This window comes from Corynebacterium sp. Marseille-P3884, from assembly GCF_017942225.1.
GTDB lineage: Bacteria > Actinomycetota > Actinomycetes > Mycobacteriales > Mycobacteriaceae > Corynebacterium.
This window is the reverse complement of sequence record NZ_JAGKSD010000004.1, coordinates 39,923-58,688: the sequence shown is the minus strand read 5'-3', so window position 1 is coordinate 58,688 and position 18,766 is coordinate 39,923. Positions and strand designations below refer to the sequence as shown.

Sequence of the window (18,766 nt, the reverse complement as noted above, 5' to 3'; positions counted from 1 at the left end):
TCCTGCGGGCAGACGAAAGCGGCGGCCCGCACCAGATGCCGTGAAAAAATCGACCACACTCCCCAGGCCTGAACCTGGAAAAACCCCCTGACCTGCACTTTGAAAAAGTGCCGTCGCGAGGGCTGGTCGATTTCTTCAGGATGTCGGCGCGGACCGCCGCAAATGAGCCCTAAATAACGGGCTTATCCCACGTCGTAGACGGAGGATTCGAGATATTCGCTGACAGCCGTCTCGTTCACGCGGAACGAGCGGCCCACGCGCACTGCCGGCAATTCACCGGAGTGAACGAGGCGGTACACCGTCATCTTGGAAACGCGCATGATTTCCGCGACTTCGGCCACGGTCAGGAACTTGCCTTTATCTTCATTTGCCATGTGTTTAATCAACCTCCAGCACTGTGGCGCGCTGTAGGCTTCCCCTCCCACAGGACGTACACGCACGTGCCGAGAACAGCCTAGCGTGAAACCCGTGTCACATGCGACTCAAAAGCCGGAAAACTTTAACTTTCTTCACAGTTTTTTCTCGGCTCACTGGTGTCGCTAATTGCACTGCCAGCACAAATAGCTTCTCGGGCACCGCGCCAAAAAATTTTCCGGGAGGCGCCCTACTTGCTACTTGCCGATCTCCCCGGCACGCGAAGCCGCAGCTTCGGTCGCGCGGTAGAACGCCCCGCGCACGCCGGACTCCTCCAGCTCGCGGATCGCCGCCACCGTGGTGCCCGCCGGGGAACTCACGCCCGCGCGCAGTTCCACCGGCGTCTTGCCCGAGTGCGCAAGCATGGCGCCGGCGCCCTCAGCCGTGGCGGTCGCCAGTGCCGTGGCGGTCTCACGGGGCAAACCAAGGCTGACAGCCGAATCCACAAGTGCTTCCGCGATCATGAAGAAATAGGCGGGGCCGGAGCCGGAGATGGCAGATGCTGCGTCGATAAGCTTCTCGGGTACGACGACGACCTCGCCGGTAGCTCCCAGCAGATCCGTGACGAGCTCCTGCTGGTCTTCTTCCACGAAGCGGCCGAAGGAGACGACGCACACGCCCTTGCCCACCTGCATCGGCGTGTTCGGCATGACGCGCGCCAGTGGCGTACCTGCGCTCGAGACCGCCTCCGACATCGCCTCGAGGGTCACGCCCGCCGCCATGGACACCAGGACCGTCGAGGTGTCATTCGCCGCGATCGCGTCCGACAATTCCTCGATCATCTCCGCGATCGCATACGGCTTCACGCACAGAAAACACACCTCCGCGTCCGTGACCGCCTCGACATTGTCGTCGGTGGTGATCACGCCGTAGCGCTGGGTGAGCTCCTCGCGACGCGCTTCCGTGCGGTTCGTCGCCGTGATGGTCTCCGGGTTGACGCCGGAATTGACAAGGCCGGAAATCAGGGCTTCCCCGATATTTCCGGCACCGATAACTGCGATTGTGGTGCTCATGCACCCAAGGGTGCCACAGCAGCCCCGCAGCAGGCCACCGTGGGGCGAAGCGCCGACGGGTTTAAAGCACCGTCACGGCCGCCGGGCCGAATGTCATTGCGGCGCCCGCAATCGCGGCCAGCGTCATCGTCAGCGCATCCCGGCCCGTCTTCATCGCGCGCACGAGCAGCACCACACCACCCGTGACCACAGCCGCCAGCAGCCCCACGAGAATCGGGCTGAAAGACTCCCACAGGTACTGGAAGCCAAGGAACATCAGCACGCCGACGACCAGGCCCGCGAACACGAGCAGCACGAGCAGAATCGGGTTGACGCTCGCGTCTTCCTCGTAGTCCTCGGCCACCTCATCCGCACGCACGGGCTCTTCCGGCAGATGCTCGTCGCGCACCACCGGGCTTTCCTGCGTGACTTCCGCATCGGAGGGCTCAGCCAAGGACGCACGCTTATCGACGTCCCCCTCACCCGTCTCATCCAACATCACCACTTGGGTGATCGGGCCGGTCTGCTCCGTCTTCGACGGCTGCGGCGCGACGGCCTTGAAGCTGCTGCTGGTCGGGGTCGGGTCCTTCAGCTTCGGTTCTGGCTGCAGCTTCAGCTCTAGCTGCGGCTGCGGCTTCGGCTGTGCAGGCTTAGCGGGCTCGACCTTGACCGACGATGCCGTAGGGGTGCTCGGCGTGGGCTTCGGAGCGACCTTCTCCACCTTCGGTGCGGGCTTCTCGGTCTCCGGAGCGGGGGTGGTGGGCTTCGCCGGCTTTGCGGGCTCGGCGTCGATCGGGACGGAGGAGTGCTTGACATCAGCCAGGCGGACCTCGACCTTCTTCATCGAACCGGTCAGCTCGGCGACGGAGACACCGCCCTCATCGAGGCTGCGACGACGACGGCGCCGAGGCTGGGCATCCGGGTTTTCTTTCTGGGCCCGGGCCATCAGCTCGGCAACGGTCAGTTGCTTATCAGCCATCTCGTCGTCTCCTTAATTCTGACCTTTGTCGATTTGTCGGAGGATCACGCCTTCGCGCAAAGCCCACGGACAGATTTCTAACTTATCAAGATTAAGTGCGCGCATCGTTGCTTCCGCAACGAGGGCCCCCGCCACGATCTGGTGAGAGCGATCCGAACTGACGCCCTCCAACTCGGCGCGGTCTGATGCCGTCATGCGGGTGATGAAGGCGATCAGCTGGCGCAGACCCGGCGCGGTGAGCGTGCGCTTGACGTACGGACCTGCCGACGACGGGGCCGAACCAGTCAGGCGCGCCAGCGTGCGGAACGTCTTCGAAGTGCCCACGGCCAAGCCTGCTTCGCCCTGGTCGAGGAAATCATCCGCAACGGCGGACAGCTCCGCGTCAATGTAGTCGCGCAGCGTGTTGACCATTTTCTTTTCCGGCGGGTCAGTCTCGAACCACTCGTGCGTGAGACGGCCAGCGCCCAAATCGAGGGACACGGCGACATCGGGAACCTCGTCAGTACCGGTGGAGATCTCCAGCGAACCGCCGCCGATATCCAGGTTGGTGATCCGGCCGGCGGACCAGCCGTACCAGCGGCGCGCCGCGAGGAAGGTCAAGCGCGCCTCATCCTCGCCGGAGAGGACCTTCAGGCGCACGCCCGTCTTCTTCTCCACGTGGCTCAGCACGTCGTCCGAATTCGCCGCCGAGCGGACTGCGGAGGTGGCAAAGGCGAGGAATTCCTCGCACTTGAGGTTGTCAGCCAGATCGGCTGCCTCTTGCACCGCCTCCGTCAGCTTCTTGACGCCTTTGTCGTCGATAGCGCCGTCATCATCCAACATCTCCACGAGACGAAGCGATTGCTTCCAGTCGCTCATGGGGGTCGGACGTCCACCACTGCGGGCATCTACAGCCACAAGGTGGACAGTATTGCTGCCCACGTCCAATACACCTAGTCGCACAGGGTCAACCCTAGACCGTCTACCGTGGTGCAGTGTGAATCAACCTGTGTTTCTTGGGTTTCCGAAGAACTCCCCCGCCGGTAAATCGATCCGCGCCGGCCACGAATTACCGCCGGATTTTCCGCGTGAATGGTTCGAATTCACCCACCCGGACGATCCGCACCACTACTTCAGCATCGACCTGACGTGGCTCGAATCCACGTGGTCGTGCCGCTTCGGCACCCCCCAATGCCGGGGTATCTCGGAAGACCTGCCCGTCGTCGGCTGCTGCATCCACGGGGCCTACTTGTCCGACGAGACAGACCGCGACGACCTCTACAACGCCGTCGCTGAAATGCCCGCGAAATATTGGCAGCTGCGCCCCGACGACGTGGACAGCTATCTCGCCGCCGGCGACCCGGTCGTGCTGGAGCCATGGTTGGAATGGGACGACGACGAAGAAGAACCGTCGCTAAAGACAACGCTTGTCGACGGGGCGTGCATCTTCGCCAACCGCCACGGCCACCCCACCGGCCCCGGTTGCGCACTGCACCAGTGGGCGATGGCGGAGGGGCGCAATATCATCGGCTCGAAGCCGGAAGTGTGCTGGCAGGTGCCGTTCTCCCGCGAAGACGAATGGCAGGAGCGTTCCGACGGCCAGGAGATCCTGCGCACCACCATCGGTGAATACGACCGGCGCCAGTGGGGCGACGGCGGCGAGGACTTCGACTGGTGGTGCACCAACGACCCCGCCTGCCATTCCGGCCACAGCACGCCGGTGTGGCAGTCAATGCGGGACGAGTTGGTGCAGTTGATCGGTGAGAAGCCGTACGCGATCGTCGAAAAGCACTGCAAAGCTCGCGCCGGTCTGCCCGCGGACGCGAAATCCGTGCACCCGGCGACGCGCTCCGCTCATTCGTGATGCCGCCGCGGCATCACGCCTCGAATTTGTAGCCCAGGCCGCGGACAGTGATGAGCTGCTCCGGACGGGACGGCTCCTTCTCGATCTTCGTGCGCAGACGCTTCACGTGCACGTCGAGCGTCTTCGTGTCGCCTACGTAGTCCGAACCCCAGATCCGGTCAATGAGCTGACCGCGGGTGAGCACGCGGCCGGCGTTGCGCATCAGGTACTCGAGCAGGTCGAATTCCTTGAGCGGCATCGGCACCGGAGTCTCGTCGACGAAAACCGTGTGACGCTCCACGTCGAGGCGGACACGGCCGCCCTCCAGCACGTTCTCCGACGTCGTCTTCGACTCCGGCTCGGAGACATCAGAGCGGCGGCGCAGCACCGCACGGATACGGGCGATGAGCTCGCGGGTCGAATACGGTTTGGTCACGTAGTCATCCGCGCCGAGCTCCAGACCGACGACCTTATCGATCTCCGAGTCGCGCGCCGTGACCATGATGATCGGCACATCAGACGTCGCGCGCAGCTTCTTGCACACGTCAGTGCCCGACATGCCCGGCAACATCAAATCCAGTAGGACGAGATCGATGTCGTTCGCGGCAAAGTCAGAAAGAGCGGTCTGCCCGTCTGCAGCGACGAGAGCCTCAAAACCTTCCTTCTGCAGGAGGTAAGCAAGCGGATCAGCCAGCGATTCCTCATCCTCAACAATCAGGATGGTCGTTGTCATTGCGTGTCCTTAACCTTCTCTAACCTTCTTTGTCCTGGTCCTTCTCCCGCCGGCGCGCCACCACACGGGCGACCGGCGAGGTCTTGGCCAGCTTCGAATCGGACCCATCCCCGTTTTCGAGGCTGTCCAGCTTCGCGATCTCCTCCGGTACCACCGCAGAAGCGAGCTTCTCGGGAGCAAAGACCGGCAACTCGATCGTGAACGTCGATCCAGTGCCGAGCCTGGACCATAGTTTGATATTACCGCCATGGTTCGCCACCACATGCTTAACGATGGCTAATCCCAAACCCGTGCCCCCTGTTTGCCGCGAGCGCGCCTTGTCCACCCGGAAGAAACGCTCGAAAACGCGCTTCTGATCCTCCGGGGCAATGCCGATGCCGCGGTCCGTGACGCGGATCAGCACCACCGAGTCGCGCACGACCTTCTGGGTGACGCTGACCGCCTTGCCCTTCGGCGAATAGTTGATCGCATTAGAGATCAAATTGGACAAGGCCGTGACCAACATGGACTTATCGCCCACGACGTGAGTGTCGTAGCGCTCGCCGCGGTTCAGCTCGATCTCGTGGTTGTCGGCGGTGAGCTGGTTGCGCTCCACCGCCTCATCGATAATGTCGTCGACCCGCACCGGCGCCATCTCCGGCAGAGCCTCGGCTCCTTGCAGCTTGGACAAATTGATCAAATCGGCGATCATCGCGCCCATGCGGTGCGCCTCGCCCAGCAGTTTCTCGCCGAAGTAGTTCACCAGCTCCGGGTCGTCGGGGTCTTCGAGCAGCGCTTCCGCCAGCAGCGACATGCCACCCACCGGAGTCTTCAGCTCATGGGAGACATTGGCGACGAAATCGCGCCGCGCCGATTCCATCCGCACATTCTCCGACTCGTCCATGGAGTAGACGACGATGTGCTCCGTCTCCGACAGCGTCAACGGCTTCACCACAGCACTCACGTTGTTCACGCGACTTCCGGTGGAGCGGTTCTTCAGGTTCATCTCCAGATCGCGGGCGTCGCCGTCGGCGAAGACCTTCTTGCCTACGTTCCACACCTCGGGATTCAAGGTGCGGTCGTGCACGATCGACATGTGGTGCGCTGCCGCATTCGACAGAATCACTTCACCCTTGCGGCCGACGACGGTAATGCCCGTCGGCGAACCCTGGATGACCAAATGCAGGATCTGGCTGACCGTGCGGACCTTGGTTTCTTCGGCCTTGGCCTGCGCACGGCTACGCCCCCGCCACTGTCGGTACCTAAGGGATCCGACGGCGACGAGGGCGGCAACTGCCACTCCCGCGAGGAAAGCGAGAAGAATGTTCACGGAGACGAAAGTTACTTATTCCCCTGGTTGGCCACGGCAGCAGCGCCCTCAGCGGCGGCCTCCGGGTCGAGGTAGGTGCCACCCGGGTTAGTCACGTTGCCTTCGGCATCGAACTCGTAGACCAAGGGCATACCGGTCGGGATGTTCAGGCCGGCGATGTCCTCGTCGGAGATATTGTCCAGGTACTTCACCAGCGCGCGCAGGGAATTGCCGTGCGCTGCGAGCATGACATTCTTACCGGCGAGCACTTCCGGCAGCACGGAGTCAATGTAGTACGGGGTGAAGCGTTCCACGACATCCTTCAGGCACTCGGTGCGCGGCACCTCGGGCAGGAAGGAGTAGCGCGGGTCATCGGTCTGCGCGTACTCGTTATCCGTGTCGATCTCCGGCGGCGGAGTGTCGTAGGAGCGGCGCCACTCCATGAACTGCTCTTCGCCGAATTCCTCGCGGATCTCAGCCTTATTCAGTCCCTGCAGCTTGCCGTAGTGGCGCTCGTTGAGGCGCCAGTTGCGCTCGACCGGGATCCAGTGCCGGTCAGCCTCGTTCAGTGCGATATTGGCGGTGCGGATCGCGCGACGCAGCAGCGAGGTGAAGACGATGTCGGGGAGGATCCCCTTTTCCTTCATCAGCTTGCCGGCGTTGACGGCTTCAGCTTCGCCTTTTTCAGTCAGGTCGACATCGACCCAGCCGGTGAATTGGTTGGATTCGTTCCACTGGCTTTGCCCGTGGCGGACGAGGATTAGCTTTCCGTTGCTCATGATCTCCAGCATGCCAGTTTCATGCGCTTCCCGCTGCGGTTCGGCCAAGGGGGTGCGGGGGTGATGCGGCTCATGTTCCCGTGCGAACAGGAGCAACAGGATTCACAGGTTTGAGGCACCACGGAAGGGGCCTAAGTGGTCTACATTCACTTGTGTGATTGTGCGTCGAATTGTTTCTCAAGTTGCCCTTCTCGGCCTCGCGCTGAGTGTCACTCCGATCGCCCAGGCGGCCCCCGATTCAGGTACTGAGAAGCAGGTGAACGCCATTGCGGCACCGGGCGCGCCCATGCGCGTGCGCCCGTACGACGCCGAATATCCGTTCGGCCCGGAGTATCCGGATGTTCGCGAGGTGACGGGGCTGGACACGCACCCCGAGATGTTCACGAAGACGTGCACGCAGGGCCCCGTCGGCGATGTCGCTCTCGACAGCGGCGACAAGCAGCGCGTCATGCTCACCGCCGGCCACTGTGTGACGGGCATTTCCGATCAGGGCGTCCTCATGGGCCAGGACGTCTACGCGCCCGTCCGGGGCGGATACCAGCGCGTCGGGGGCACAGGTCTTGTGCACACGGTCAACGTCCCAAGTGGGTACGACGGCTTATCGACGTCCCTTCGTAAAGCCCGCAACTCCACCGACTGGGGCATCGTGGTGCTGGACCCGTCCACGCCCGCCGACGGAGCCGCTGCCTCCCGCGATAAATTCGGCGGCCACCCCAGCACCCCGGTCCCCATGACCGGTGTGCGCGATTACCCGACGCTCGCGCCCGGCCAGATCCGCCTGGACAATTTCGGCCAGCCGTTGTGCAAGGACGGTGCGATGGGCGCACGCAAGTGCGGCTACCAGCTGGCCTACAATTCCGACACGGTGTGGAGCTGGGCCCTCGACTACAAGCCCGGTGATTCCGGTGGCGTGAATTACGATCCGAAGACCGGCAAGATCGTCGGCATGACCTCCCTGGGCATCGGCCCGCTCGGTGCTGCGCAGCGCGCCGACCGCGCTCTCGAAGAGGGCTACGGCATCCCCGACGGCCAGGTCAACGAGAAATTCACCCCGGCGCCCCCTGCCGACGAGCGCGCCGACTTCGTCCCCGGCGAGGAAGAAAAAGCCGAGATCGAGCAGTACCTGCGGGACAAGAACCCGGGCCTGCCCGAAGAGGCGATCACCCCGCCGAGCCCGAAGGAGCAGTTCGACGGTGTCGTGAGCGCAGCACAGCGCGACGCCGCCACCATCGCCGACGACACGCGGACCCTGGCAGTGTCCGCCACCGTCGCTCTCGCCACCGGCGGTGCCACCCCCGCCGAGGTCGGCGACACCGTCAACCGTTTCGGCACCATCGCCGGCTCCTACGCATCTGCCCACGCAGACAATATCGCCAGTGCCGGCCTCAACTGGGCGCTCGACGAGCTGGGCTACAACTAAGCCAGCTAGTCTCCGGTGGCGTGGCGACGCTCTGTCGTGGGCTCGAAGCCTGACCGCGCCTCCTCGTACACCTGCTTCAGCGCAGCAGCCGAGGCCGACCAACTGAACTGGGCGGCGCGTCCGACGGCGGCTTCGGCCATGGAGAGGCGGCGGGTGTCGTCGTCAAGCAAGCATGCAAGCGCATCCGCCCACGCATCCGCATCGTGCCCTTCGACAAGCACCCCCGTCTCCCCGTCCGCGACAGCGAGCGGCAATCCGCCGACGCGCGCGGCAACCACCGGCGTGCCCGTCGCCTGCGCCTCCACCGCGACTAGGCCGAAAGACTCGTTATAGCTGGGCACCGCGACGATATCCGCCGCCTGATAGACCGCCACCAACTCCACCGGCGGACGCGGCCCCAAAAAACGCACCGTGCGGCTCAGCCCCAGCTTGTGCGCCAGCGCGCGGTAATAATCCACCGACGCATCGCTTCCCGACGCCCCACCGCACACAATCACCCTGATATTCCGCTCCGGATCCCGCTCCACCATCTCCGCGGCAGCCCGGAGCAGCACCTGCGGCCCCTTGAATTCCTGCAACCGGCCCACGAACGCCACCACTTGACTGTCCACCGGGATGCCCAGATGGCGCCGCGCCCGCTCCGTATTGCGGTTCGTGCCCGGCGCGAACAAGCGCGTGTCCGCCCCCGGTGTGACCACGCGGATCAGCGAAGGATCGACATCGTAATGGCGGCTGAGCTGGTCAATCTCATCGTCGGTGTTGACCACGAGCACATCCGCGTTATCCACCAGCTGCTGCTCGCAAATCCGCCGCGCCTCTGTCTCGCCCTGGGCCCCGCCCGTGGTCTTTTGTGCGGCGTTTTTCACCGCTGCCCACGTGTGCCCGGTATGGATGAGCGGCACCCGCACCAAATCACGCAACAGCCATCCCACCTGGCCAGAGAGCCAATAGTGCGAATGAATCAGGTCATAATCACAGCCCTGCTTCCGCGCGAACTGGACGATTCCGCCGGCGAATGCCGCCAGCTGCGTGGGCAGATCCTCCTTGGCCAGGCCCTCATACGGGCCCGCCACGACGTTGATCACCCGTAACCCGTCTGCGACGTCGACGACCTCGCCCTGGCTCGGCCTCGTCGCGCGGGTGAACACGTCCACCTCCACGCCCGCCGCCGCGAGCTCGCGCGCAATATTGAGGACATAGACATTCATTCCACCTGCATCACCCGAGCCCGGCTGTTCGAGCGGGGAGGTGTGCATGGAGATCATCGCGACGCGCATGCACCCAAGTCTAGAAAGTTCCGCGTCTAGCGCGCGTGCTTGTGCCACTGATCGAAGTCCACCGCGATCGTCGCCGCCAGATTGCGGTACGCGCGCAGTGTATTCGGCCTCAGCCGCTCGATGTCCACGACTGCGCCCTCCGCCAAATGCGGGTCAAACGGAACGACGTGCACCGCCCTGGTTCGTGCCGCGAAATGCGCGATCACTGCCTCCATGTCGACGGCCGTCTTCTGCGTCGCCGGTGCGGACACCACCACGACGGCATTCGCCGCCAACCGGCCGTACCCGTGCAGCTCCAGCCAGTCCAGAGTCGCCGCCGCCGACTGCGCTCCGTCCAGCGCCGGTGAGCTGACCAGCACTAGCGTGTGCGCGAGGTCGAGAACACCCGCCATCGCCGAGTGCATCAGCCCCGTCCCGCAATCCGTGAGAATCAAGTTGTAGTGGTGCTGGAGAATATCCACCGCACGGCGGTAATCATTTTCGCTGAACGCCTCCGACACCGCCGGGTCCCGCTCGCTGCCGATCACTTCTAGGCGCGAGGCCCCCTGCGTGGTGAACGCCTTGATCTGCGCGTACCGCGACGTGTCCTCCGCCTGCAGCAGGTCCCTGATGGTCGCCGGCCCCGGCGCAGCCACACGCTGGGCCAGGGTGCCGAAGTCCGGGTTCGCGTCGATCGCTATCACCCGGTCCCCGCGTGTTTGCGCCAGCACCGACCCCAACGCCACCGTCGTCGTAGTCTTGCCCACCCCTCCTTTCAGCGACATCACCGCGATGCGGTAATCACCGCGCAATGGCGTCCGGATCGCCTCTGTCACCCGCGCACGCTGCTCCTCCCGGCGCGACTGCCCCGGGTTCACCTTCCCGCCCGTCGCCCCGTGGACGAGTCTGCGCCAGCCTTGCCGCGGTGGCGCCTTCACCGGACGACGCACAATATCGACGTAATCGAGTGGTTGGGGCTGCTGCGGCTGGTGTACCTCCACGGGCTCGGGTGCTGCCGCCGGCGGTTCCTGCTGCTCAGGCGCGCGGTGCAGCCCCACCCCCATTTCTGGCACCCACTCCCCTAATCCGGTGTTGGCGTAGCGGCGGTATTGGATCTCGGTCTGAATATCAGTCACGTGCTCTACCCCCCAAGGCATCTCTTTGCTGAGTGACTCCCACAAGCGACACTACGTGGGTCTGCCGCAACCGTGGGGTCGAGAATGTCTACTTCAGTGCGCAACGGAGCACTAATGAACGTGAGCCGCACCCCTCATCGCCCCCCGATCCGTGACCGAGATCATAAATTATCTGACAAGCCACTGAAATCACTTATATACTTTGTCGGAGTAAATCAATCGGAAATTTACTAACCGCCGTACGACCTACTGACGAGACACAATTACGGAGGGCAGACCATTGTCGGCATTTGAGGAAAAAGCCTGGCTGTCGAGCTACGCGGAGTGGACCCCCGCGGAAGTCGATCTCGGCGACGACACGCTTCTGGACCTGTACGAAGAGACCCTTTCCAAGCGGTCCTACAAAAACGCTATGTGGTTCTTCGGCCGCACGATCACCTACTCCGAGCTGGACAAGCAGGTCCGCAGCTGTGCCGCCGGCCTGAAGGCCTTCGGTGTTCGCCCGGGCGATCGCGTCGCGCTGGTCATGCCGAACTGCCCCCAGTTCGTCATTTCCTTCCTGGCGACCCTGCGCCTCGGCGCATCCGTCGTGGCGCACAACCCGCTGTACACCGCGCACGAACTGCGTGGCCAGTTCAACGACCACGGCGCCCGCGTGGCCATCATCTGGGACAAGGCCGTCGAAGGCCTCTCTGTCCTGCGCGGCGATACCCCGCTGGAGACCATTGTTTCCGTCGACATGACCAAGGCCATGCCGAAGTACATGGAGCTGGCCCTGAAGTACGTGCCGCTGAAGAAGCTGCGCGAATCCCGCAAGAAGCTCTCCGGCCCGGCCCCGGACACCATTCCGTTCGAAACGCTGCTGTCCGCGGCGATCGGCGGCGAGGGCCACAACCTCGAGACTCCGGAAATCACCCAGGACACCACTGCCGTGATCCTGTACACCTCCGGCACCACCGGTGAGCCGAAGGGTGCCCAGATCACCCACGGCAACTTCAACCACCAGATGAAGGCCGGCAGCGCCTGGATGAAGGACCTGGGCAAGGAAGACGAGAAGGTCCTGGCGGTGCTGCCGCTGTTCCACGTCTACGGCCTTGCCCTGAACTTGGGCCTGGGTCTGCTGGTCGGTGCGGAGATCACCCTGCTCCCGGCACCGGAGCCGGATCTGATCCAGGACGCGCTGAAGCGCAACCCGCCGACATTCGTCCCGGGCGTGCCCACCCTGTACCAGCGCATCGCTGCCTCGGCTGCCGAGAAGGGGCAGAAGCTGTCGTCGATCCGCAATTCCTTCTCGGGAGCCTCCACCCTGCCGGTGTCCACGATCGAGAGCTGGGAGAAGATCACCGGCGGCAAGCTCGTGGAGGGCTACGGCCTGACGGAGACCGCGCCGATCGTCACCGCGAACCCGATGGACGGCAGCCGCCGCCCGGGCTACATCGGTGTGCCGTTCCCGAACACCTTGGTGCGCATCGTCGACCCGGACAACCCGACGGAGCTGATGCCGGACGGCGAGCCGGGCGAGGTCATCGTCAAGGGCCCGCAGGTGATGAAGGGCTACCTGAACAAGCCGGAGGCCAACGAGAAGGCATTCGTCGACGGCTACTTCCGCACCGGCGACATGGGTGTCATGGAGGAAGACGGCTGGATCCGCCTGGTCTCCCGCATCAAGGAGATGATCATTACCGGCGGCTTCAACGTCTACCCGGACGAGGTGGAAAACGTGATGCGCGCGCACCGCGACATCGCGGATATCGCCGTCGTCGGCCGTCCGCGCGAGGACGGTTCCGAGGATGTCGTCGCGTGTGTCACGCTCGAGGAGGGCGCCGCGCTGGATCCGCAGGGCATGCAGGACTTCGCCCGCGAGCGCCTCACTCCCTACAAGGTGCCGCGCACGTTCTACCACTTCGAGGAGCTCAACCGCGATATGACGGGCAAGATTCGTCGTCGCGAGGTGCAGCAGTCGCTCATCGACCGCCTCAACGCGGGCACGGCCGCTGACGGCGAGAATGCCGAGGGCACGCCCGAGGAGCCGACCGAGGAGCAGATCCAGCAGGGCGAGCAGGAAAACGGCTGGTCGCTCGAGAAGGCTCCGGACGCTGACGGCGGCGACGATGCGGGCCGCCACCGCCTCGAGGACAACTAGTCCATCGACAGCCCGATCCACACGGGTTCGGGCACAAGTTCGACGTCGAAACGCTCGCGCACACCGTCACGCACAGTGCGCGCTAGCTTGACGACGTCATCTGCCACCGCCCCTGACCTGTTTGTCAACGCCAACGTGTGTTTGGTGGACAACCGGGCAGGGGCGTTGTCGTCGGGGAACCCGCGGTGAAAACCAGCGCGCTCGATGAGCCACGCGGCGGACAGCTTCACCTTGCCGTCGGCCTGCGGGTACCGGGGCATGGTCTCCCCTTCGCCGGGCCTTTCTGCCTCGACGATGTGGGCGATCTCGTCAGCGAGTTCCGGTGCGACGACGGGGTTGGTGAAAAACGACCCCGCTGACCATGTGTCGTGGTCGTCCGGGTCGAGAACCATGCCCTTTAAGGCGCGCACCCGCAGGATCTCCTCGCGGGCTTCTTTCAGCGGGAGCTGCTTTCCGCCCAAATGCCGCAGCGGAATCGACAGTTCAGCCGGGGTGAGCTGCAATTCGATCTCCAGCACCACCGCGCGACCGGTGAATTTCAGGTTGGAGTAGCGGTACGCCAATTCCAGGTCACTGGCCGGCACCCACTCAGTCTCACCGGTTTCACGGTTGTACAGGTGCACGCGGGTGAGCACGTCGCCGACCTCGGCCCCGTACGCCCCGACATTTTGCACCGGCGTCGCGCCCGCGGAGCCTGGAATCCCGGACAGGGTCTCGATCCCAGACAGCCCCGCGTCCACCGCAGCGGCGACAACGTCGTCCCACACAGCGCCCGCACCGGCGCGGACCAGCCCGTCGGGGCGCACGTCAATGTCGTCGTTGCCCGCGATCACGACAGTCAGGTCCAGGTCACCGTCGGCCACCACGAGGTTCGACCCGCCGCCGAGAATGAGGAGGGGCTCACGGGCGGCGTCGAGAAGCGAAACTGCGTGCGCGAGCTCCGACGCGGAATGTGCGCGCCACACCGCGCGCGGCGCACCACCTATGCGCAACGTCGTCAAATCCTTCAGACGCACGCCGTCCAAACGCTCCAATTCCAGATGAGTCGCAGATGTTTCAGCCACGACAACAACGGTAGTCTGTGGGGCATGGCTACTCATAGCGACAACACCGTTACCATCAACCAGCCCGCCGAGAAGGTTCACAAGGCGTACTCCACCCGCGAATACTGGGAGTACATCGCCGCGAACCTCTCTCCCGAACCGGGCGAGGTCAACGAATTCACCGACAACTCCGTCACCCTTTACGAAGTTCTCCCGCAGACCCTGCTGCCCGAGGCCGTGCGCGCCATGGTCTCCCAGGCGCTGAAGGTCAAGCGCGTCATCAATATCGGCGCACTCGAGGGCGACAACGCCGACATCTCGTTCACCGCCGATGTGAAGGGCACCCCGGTCGACTTCGGCGGCTCCATCAAGCTCGCCGGCGAGGGCGAGACCGCCAAGCTCAACTACGAGACCGAGACCTCCGTGAATATCCCGTTCATGGGCCCCGCCATCGAGCCGAAGGTCGCTGAGGCGCTCGAGGACCTGTTCACCCAGGAGGGCGAGCTCACCGACAAGTGGATCTCTGAGAACCTTTAAGCCCCCTTCCTTACAGCAATGGCCGACCATGCCCACAACCTGCGCGCGCAGGGCGGGAATGGCCGGCCATTCGGCGTTATTACGCGCGGCACGACGGGCTACAACCGGCTGCGGCGCTCCGACCGGTGGACGCGCTACCACCCTGATATCCAGTCGCTGCTGCGCGGGGTCAGCGAGCCGCTCGCCGTGGACGTCGGCTACGGCGCATCCCACACCACCACCGTCGAATGGGCGGGGTGGTTGCGGCAGATCAACCCGCGCACCCGTGTTCTCGGGCTGGAAATCCACCCCGACCGCGTCCTGCCGCCGCGCGACGGCGTCACCTTCGAACTCGGCGGCTTCGAACTCGCCGGGTACACGCCGCACCTCGTCCGCGCCTTCAACGTCCTGCGGCAGTACGACGTCGACGATGTCGTGAGCGCGTGGGAGACCGTCGCTTCACACCTCGCCCCGGGCGGGCTGTTCATCGAAGGCACCTGCGACGAACTCGGCCGCCGCGCCGCATGGCTGCTTATCGACGCCACCGCCCGCCCCCGTACCCTCACCCTCGCCTGGGCCCCCGACGACGTCGACCGGCCCAGCGACATCGCCGAACGCCTACCCAAGGCCCTGATTCACCGCAACGTCCCCGGCGAACCAATTCACGAACTCCTCGCCGCCGCCGATGACGCATGGGAGCGCTCCTCCGGCTGGGCGCCCCACGGCCCACGCGTCCGCTGGCGCCACGCTCACCAACTGCTTATCGACGCCGGATGGCCCCTCGAACCTGTGCGTCGCCGCATACGGGACAACACGTTGACTGTGGATTGGTCCACAGTGGCCCCGAACAGCTGATTTGTTGCTCCTTCCAGCGGTGTCAAAGGTTGTCAAACATAAGAACTCTCACGCACAATGGACATCTATGACCCGCACTTCCACTGGCCGGGGATGGAAAATCCTCCTAGGCATTGTCGCCGGCCTCATCATCTTGCTGTTCCTCGCGGAAATCGCCGTCCGCGGGTTCATCGCGCAGCAGATCCGGGCTAGCGTCCGCGATTCGGTCCCGGAGAGCACCGACATGCGCGAAGACGCCTCCGTCCACTTCGGCGCCTCCCCCGTCTTGCTCGGCCTCGCCCGCGGGAAACTCCAGTACATCAACATCGACGTGCCGTCGACACTCGTGCCGGATAGAGACGAGATCGTGGGCAACCCGCCCGCCACGATCGACGCGACCGGCTTCGTCCTCGACCCTGACAACCCCAGCGCTGAACAGTTGGTCCTCCACACGGAGCTGCCCCAGGCGCTCGTCCGCGACATGCTGCAGCAGGAGCTGCGCCGCTCGCTCGATGAGGCCCAGGACGGCCGTTTCGCTGAATACGACGAGATCCTCACCGTGTCCGACGTCCGCACCGACCCGGCCGCAGGAACCTTCACCGTGACGTTCTCCAACGGCGCTTTCGGCGTGGAGCTGCGCCCCGAGGTCGTGGACGACCAAATGACATTCACCGCCGAATCCACCCAGATTCTGGGACGCAGCTTGCCGGATTTCTTCTCCGAGGCCGTCAGCAACGCTCTGCAAAAGGGGCTGAATGAGGATGTCGTGGGACCGATGCAGATTCAGCAGTTCCAGGTCATCGACAACGGGTTCCGCATCACCGTCGCTGGGGAGAATGTGAAGCTCAACGAACTGCCTGTCTAGCACCGACCAGCACGCGGGGGCTTTCCCGACTGCAGTTCAGCTACCAGCCGTAATCTCCGCGAAGAATATTGTTCAGCTGCGGTCTGACATCGAAGAAGTACACGCCGATGCAGACGCAGCCGATGATGCCGAGAAACATAACCGAGCTCAGGCAGGCGATGCCGCTGGCGATCAAGATGGCTGCCCATGCGGCCTTCGGCATGCGGTCGCCCGCGTCGAAGGCATCCGGACGTGTCAGCCCCACCATCACTGCCCCGGCGAGCCCCGCGATCCCCACGAGAGCCATGAGTAGCGCACGCAGCAGCGCCGGCGCGAGGATAATCCAATTGGCCAGTGTGAGGTCCGGAAGCTGGAGCAGCATCATCAAGGAAGGTGTGGCTTTCTCGTTCGGGTTCTAGTTATTCTTCGGATCAGTGTCGAAGCCGCGGTCCTCGACAACTTCACCGTCGATGATATCGGAGGCGGAGTCGGTGACCGACGGCGCATCGTCGCCGGAAGCGGAGCGGTCGAAGACGGAGCTGAGGCGGTTGATCATGTCGTCGAGACGCGAACGCATGTCGGCGATGGTGTCCTCGGTGGTGTTGTCGGCAGTGTTGTCGCCGGCGTTCGCTGAAGCAGCAGCGGCCTTGTCGCCGCCGTTCTCGTTGCCGTTCTCGCCGCCGCGGTTGCGCACCTGGTTCACGGCGACGTTGAAGGTCTCCCGGACCTCGTCGGCGGCGTCGCGGAAGGCGGACTTCATCTGGTCGGCCTGGTCGGACTCGCGGGAGGCGTCAGCAGCGCGGGTGACGCTGCCGGCGAAATCCCGGAAGATGGACTCAGCGTCACCGGCGAGGGACGCAGTAGCAGCGCGGAAATCGCGGTCGTTTTCCGCACCCTCGTAAGCCTGGCGGGCGTTCGCGATGGCGGCCTTGAACTGGTCGCTGAAACCCACATGGTCGTCGGTGAGATCCTCAGTGTCGGCGGCGTGGGCACCACCAGCGACATCCGCGTCGCGGTCGGCGCGGAAATTGCGGCCGAACTCGCCTGCCAGGTCGCCCAGGCGGGACCACGCGTTCAGCGAAGCCTCGCCGGCGCCCTTGAGGGTGTTCATGATGCCGTCGTCATTGGCATCCTTGTCCTTACCGGCAGAATCGTACGGGTTAGTGGAGGAGGAATTATCGGTCATGGCGGTGTCTCCTTATGGCGCGGGAATCTAAAACAGTATCTGCGTCACAGTGTAAATAACCAGGCCTGCTAGTGCACCGACAATTGTGCCGTTGACGCGGATGTACTGCAGGTCTTTGCCGACCATGAGCTCGATCTTGTCGGCGGCTTCCCGGCCGTCCCAGCGTTCGATGGTGTCGGAGATGATGGCGGTGATATCGGCGGCGTAATTGTCAGCGATGAACCGGGACGCACCCTGGATCCGGTCGTCCAGAGAGGCGCGGAGTTCAGGATCGGTGCTGATGCGCCCGCCCCATTCCTGCGCCAGTTCGGCGACGCGGCGGCGGAGGGGGGATTGGGGGTCAAAGGAGGCGTCGATAAGCGATTGCGAGACGGTGCCCCACATCTCGCCCGCGACGGACTTGGCGGCCGTGGACCCCATGATGTCGCCTTTAAGCGACTCGACGCGCGTGATCATGTCGCTATCAAACTGCAGGTCGGACGCGAATTGTGCGATGGTGCGACGGATCGCATTGCGCGCGTCGTGGTTGGGGTCGGTGTCGATCTCGCGCATGAAATCCACCAGCTCGCGGTAGACGCGCTCCCCCACGAGCTCTTTCGCGAAGCGCGGCGCCCAGCCCGGCATCCGCTCGTCGATCATCGTGACCACCGACTCCTCCATGGTGCCCACCTTCGCGCGCCCCCACGAAATGATGTCCTGCACGACCGGCTCGACCTTGCCGTCCGCGATCAACCCGTCGAGCATGCGGCCCAGCGGCGGCCCCCACGCCGGTTCCGCGATGCGGTCGAGCACCTGGTGGTTGATCAGCGCCTCCGCGTCCTTCGGGTCGATCGCCGCGATCGCATTGCCTGTGAAGCGGCCGACCTGCTCGGAAACCTTCTCCGCGTTCTCGCGCTGCGACAGCCACGCGCCCGTGCGCTCCGGGAGGTTCGCGTCCGCGACCTTCTCCGTGATCAGCTCCGCGTTGAGGAAGTTCTCGCCGACGAATTCGCTGAGCGCGCCGCCGATCTGGTCCTTCTTCTTCGGCACGAGCGCCGTGTGCGAAATCGGGATGCCCATCGGGTACCGGAACAGCGCCGTCACCGCGAACCAGTCCGCCAGCCCGCCGACCATGCCAGCCTCCGACGCCGCGCGCACATACGGCACCCAGCCGGGCGCCGCGCCGCGCGTGATCCACCACTCGCACGCGATATAAACCGCCGCCGCGAGCACCAGCAGCCCTGTCACCCAGGCTTTATGGATCCGCAGCGAGCGCCGACGCTCCGCCTCCACCTCCGGCGAGGGACCGGGCACAGCGAGCTTTCCGCTTATCGACGCCCCCTGCCCCTCAAGATCATGCTTTCCCATGCACCGTATTAAAGCGCAAAAGAACCTCCCGCTC

Annotated in this window: 19 protein-coding genes; 6 read left to right on the top strand and 13 right to left on the bottom strand. The window is 64.3% G+C overall.

The genetic code is table 11. From position 1 onward, the window contains the following. Window positions 1-182: 182 nt before the first annotated feature. The 4 genes from J5Y21_RS03365 to J5Y21_RS03350 form a co-directional block, all read right to left on the bottom strand. Window positions 183-374: a helix-turn-helix domain-containing protein gene (locus J5Y21_RS03365; protein WP_076598083.1), complete on the bottom strand. Its 192-nt coding sequence runs from the start codon at window positions 372-374 to the stop codon at window positions 183-185. Between the two features lie 237 nt (window positions 375-611). Continuing rightward, on the bottom strand, window positions 612-1,427 hold the full coding sequence (gene proC, locus J5Y21_RS03360; protein WP_210572850.1) for a pyrroline-5-carboxylate reductase: 816 nt from the start codon (window positions 1,425-1,427) through the stop codon (window positions 612-614). 61 nt (window positions 1,428-1,488) lie between these two features. Next, window positions 1,489-2,385, bottom strand: a complete 897-nt coding sequence (locus J5Y21_RS03355) for a hypothetical protein (protein ID WP_210572849.1) — start codon at window positions 2,383-2,385, stop codon at window positions 1,489-1,491. A 12-nt stretch (window positions 2,386-2,397) separates the two neighbouring features. Continuing rightward, the gene (locus tag J5Y21_RS03350) at window positions 2,398-3,327 is read right to left on the bottom strand and encodes a Ppx/GppA phosphatase family protein (protein ID WP_210572848.1); all 930 of its coding nucleotides are present in this window, start codon (window positions 3,325-3,327) and stop codon (window positions 2,398-2,400) included. A 34-nt stretch (window positions 3,328-3,361) separates the two neighbouring features. Here J5Y21_RS03350 and J5Y21_RS03345 point away from each other — a divergent pair, with 34 nt between their 5' ends. Continuing rightward, on the top strand, window positions 3,362-4,228 hold the full coding sequence (locus tag J5Y21_RS03345; RefSeq protein ID WP_210572846.1) for a hypothetical protein: 867 nt from the start codon (window positions 3,362-3,364) through the stop codon (window positions 4,226-4,228). A 13-nt stretch (window positions 4,229-4,241) separates the two neighbouring features. On the opposite strand, the gene J5Y21_RS03340 is transcribed toward J5Y21_RS03345, so the two are convergent. From J5Y21_RS03340 to J5Y21_RS03330, 3 genes are read right to left on the bottom strand one after another with little or no spacing between them, the layout of a single operon-like run. Then, window positions 4,242-4,940, bottom strand: coding sequence for a response regulator transcription factor (locus tag J5Y21_RS03340; RefSeq protein ID WP_210572844.1), 699 nt, complete (start codon window positions 4,938-4,940; stop codon window positions 4,242-4,244). Between the two features lie 19 nt (window positions 4,941-4,959). Continuing rightward, window positions 4,960-6,249 (bottom strand): ATP-binding protein, encoded by a 1,290-nt coding sequence (locus J5Y21_RS03335; RefSeq protein ID WP_210572842.1) that lies wholly within the window; start codon window positions 6,247-6,249, stop codon window positions 4,960-4,962. A gap of 11 nt (window positions 6,250-6,260) precedes the next feature. Further along, window positions 6,261-7,007, bottom strand: coding sequence for a phosphoglyceromutase (locus tag J5Y21_RS03330; RefSeq protein ID WP_210572841.1), 747 nt, complete (start codon window positions 7,005-7,007; stop codon window positions 6,261-6,263). A gap of 154 nt (window positions 7,008-7,161) precedes the next feature. Here J5Y21_RS03330 and J5Y21_RS03325 point away from each other — a divergent pair, with 154 nt between their 5' ends. After that, window positions 7,162-8,427, top strand: a complete 1,266-nt coding sequence (locus J5Y21_RS03325; protein ID WP_210572839.1) for a hypothetical protein — start codon at window positions 7,162-7,164, stop codon at window positions 8,425-8,427. A gap of 5 nt (window positions 8,428-8,432) precedes the next feature. On the opposite strand, the gene mshA is transcribed toward J5Y21_RS03325, so the two are convergent. Next, a complete protein-coding gene (mshA, locus tag J5Y21_RS03320) occupies window positions 8,433-9,704 on the bottom strand; it encodes a D-inositol-3-phosphate glycosyltransferase (protein ID WP_210572837.1) in 1,272 nt (423 codons plus the stop codon). Window positions 9,705-9,730: 26 nt separating this feature from the next. Beyond that, window positions 9,731-10,819: a MinD/ParA family protein gene (locus J5Y21_RS03315; protein WP_349236922.1), complete on the bottom strand. Its 1,089-nt coding sequence runs from the start codon at window positions 10,817-10,819 to the stop codon at window positions 9,731-9,733. A gap of 280 nt (window positions 10,820-11,099) precedes the next feature. Here J5Y21_RS03315 and J5Y21_RS03310 point away from each other — a divergent pair, with 280 nt between their 5' ends. Then, window positions 11,100-12,962, top strand: a complete 1,863-nt coding sequence (locus J5Y21_RS03310) for a long-chain-fatty-acid--CoA ligase (protein WP_210572835.1) — start codon at window positions 11,100-11,102, stop codon at window positions 12,960-12,962. Here the strand turns inward: J5Y21_RS03310 and J5Y21_RS03305 are convergent. Next, a complete protein-coding gene (locus tag J5Y21_RS03305) occupies window positions 12,959-14,026 on the bottom strand; it encodes a UDP-N-acetylmuramate dehydrogenase (protein ID WP_349236921.1) in 1,068 nt (355 codons plus the stop codon). The two genes, J5Y21_RS03310 and J5Y21_RS03305, sit on opposite strands and share 4 nt — an antisense overlap. A gap of 24 nt (window positions 14,027-14,050) precedes the next feature. Here J5Y21_RS03305 and J5Y21_RS03300 point away from each other — a divergent pair, with 24 nt between their 5' ends. The 3 genes from J5Y21_RS03300 (at window position 14,051) to J5Y21_RS03290 (ending at window position 16,220) form a co-directional block, all read left to right on the top strand. Next, window positions 14,051-14,542, top strand: a complete 492-nt coding sequence (locus J5Y21_RS03300) for a DUF2505 domain-containing protein (protein WP_210572831.1) — start codon at window positions 14,051-14,053, stop codon at window positions 14,540-14,542. Between the two features lie 18 nt (window positions 14,543-14,560). Then, on the top strand, window positions 14,561-15,376 hold the full coding sequence (locus J5Y21_RS03295; RefSeq protein WP_210572829.1) for a class I SAM-dependent methyltransferase: 816 nt from the start codon (window positions 14,561-14,563) through the stop codon (window positions 15,374-15,376). 67 nt (window positions 15,377-15,443) lie between these two features. Beyond that, the gene (locus tag J5Y21_RS03290; RefSeq protein ID WP_210572826.1) at window positions 15,444-16,220 is read left to right on the top strand and encodes an LmeA family phospholipid-binding protein; all 777 of its coding nucleotides are present in this window, start codon (window positions 15,444-15,446) and stop codon (window positions 16,218-16,220) included. A gap of 40 nt (window positions 16,221-16,260) precedes the next feature. On the opposite strand, the gene J5Y21_RS03285 is transcribed toward J5Y21_RS03290, so the two are convergent. Genes J5Y21_RS03285 through J5Y21_RS03275 form a run of 3 tightly spaced genes read right to left on the bottom strand, consistent with a single transcriptional unit; the run spans window position 16,261 to window position 18,732 of the window. Beyond that, window positions 16,261-16,584 (bottom strand): DUF2516 family protein, encoded by a 324-nt coding sequence (locus J5Y21_RS03285; RefSeq protein ID WP_210572824.1) that lies wholly within the window; start codon window positions 16,582-16,584, stop codon window positions 16,261-16,263. A 30-nt stretch (window positions 16,585-16,614) separates the two neighbouring features. Next, window positions 16,615-17,385, bottom strand: a complete 771-nt coding sequence (locus J5Y21_RS03280) for a CGLAU_01105 family protein (RefSeq protein ID WP_210572822.1) — start codon at window positions 17,383-17,385, stop codon at window positions 16,615-16,617. Window positions 17,386-17,412: 27 nt separating this feature from the next. Continuing rightward, window positions 17,413-18,732: a DUF445 family protein gene (locus J5Y21_RS03275; protein ID WP_210572820.1), complete on the bottom strand. Its 1,320-nt coding sequence runs from the start codon at window positions 18,730-18,732 to the stop codon at window positions 17,413-17,415. Window positions 18,733-18,766: the final 34 nt, after the last annotated feature.

Bases quoted from the DNA above. Each gene is read 5' to 3' on its own strand.
- J5Y21_RS03365 (WP_076598083.1), bottom strand. From the start codon at position 374: ATGGCAAATGAAGATAAAGGCAAGTTCCTGACCGTGGCCGAAGTCGCG.
- proC (WP_210572850.1), bottom strand. From the start codon at position 1,427: ATGAGCACCACAATCGCAGTTATCGGTGCCGGAAATATCGGGGAAGCC.
- J5Y21_RS03355 (WP_210572849.1), bottom strand. From the start codon at position 2,385: ATGGCTGATAAGCAACTGACCGTTGCCGAGCTGATGGCCCGGGCCCAG.
- J5Y21_RS03340 (WP_210572844.1), bottom strand. From the start codon at position 4,940: ATGACAACGACCATCCTGATTGTTGAGGATGAGGAATCGCTGGCTGAT.
- J5Y21_RS03330 (WP_210572841.1), bottom strand. From the start codon at position 7,007: ATGAGCAACGGAAAGCTAATCCTCGTCCGCCACGGGCAAAGCCAGTGG.
- mshA (WP_210572837.1), bottom strand. From the start codon at position 9,704: ATGCGCGTCGCGATGATCTCCATGCACACCTCCCCGCTCGAACAGCCG.
- J5Y21_RS03300 (WP_210572831.1), top strand. From the start codon at position 14,051: ATGGCTACTCATAGCGACAACACCGTTACCATCAACCAGCCCGCCGAG.
- J5Y21_RS03295 (WP_210572829.1), top strand. From the start codon at position 14,561: ATGGCCGACCATGCCCACAACCTGCGCGCGCAGGGCGGGAATGGCCGG.
- J5Y21_RS03290 (WP_210572826.1), top strand. From the start codon at position 15,444: ATGACCCGCACTTCCACTGGCCGGGGATGGAAAATCCTCCTAGGCATT.
- J5Y21_RS03285 (WP_210572824.1), bottom strand. From the start codon at position 16,584: ATGATGCTGCTCCAGCTTCCGGACCTCACACTGGCCAATTGGATTATC.
- J5Y21_RS03280 (WP_210572822.1), bottom strand. From the start codon at position 17,385: ATGACCGATAATTCCTCCTCCACTAACCCGTACGATTCTGCCGGTAAG.
- J5Y21_RS03275 (WP_210572820.1), bottom strand. From the start codon at position 18,732: ATGGGAAAGCATGATCTTGAGGGGCAGGGGGCGTCGATAAGCGGAAAG.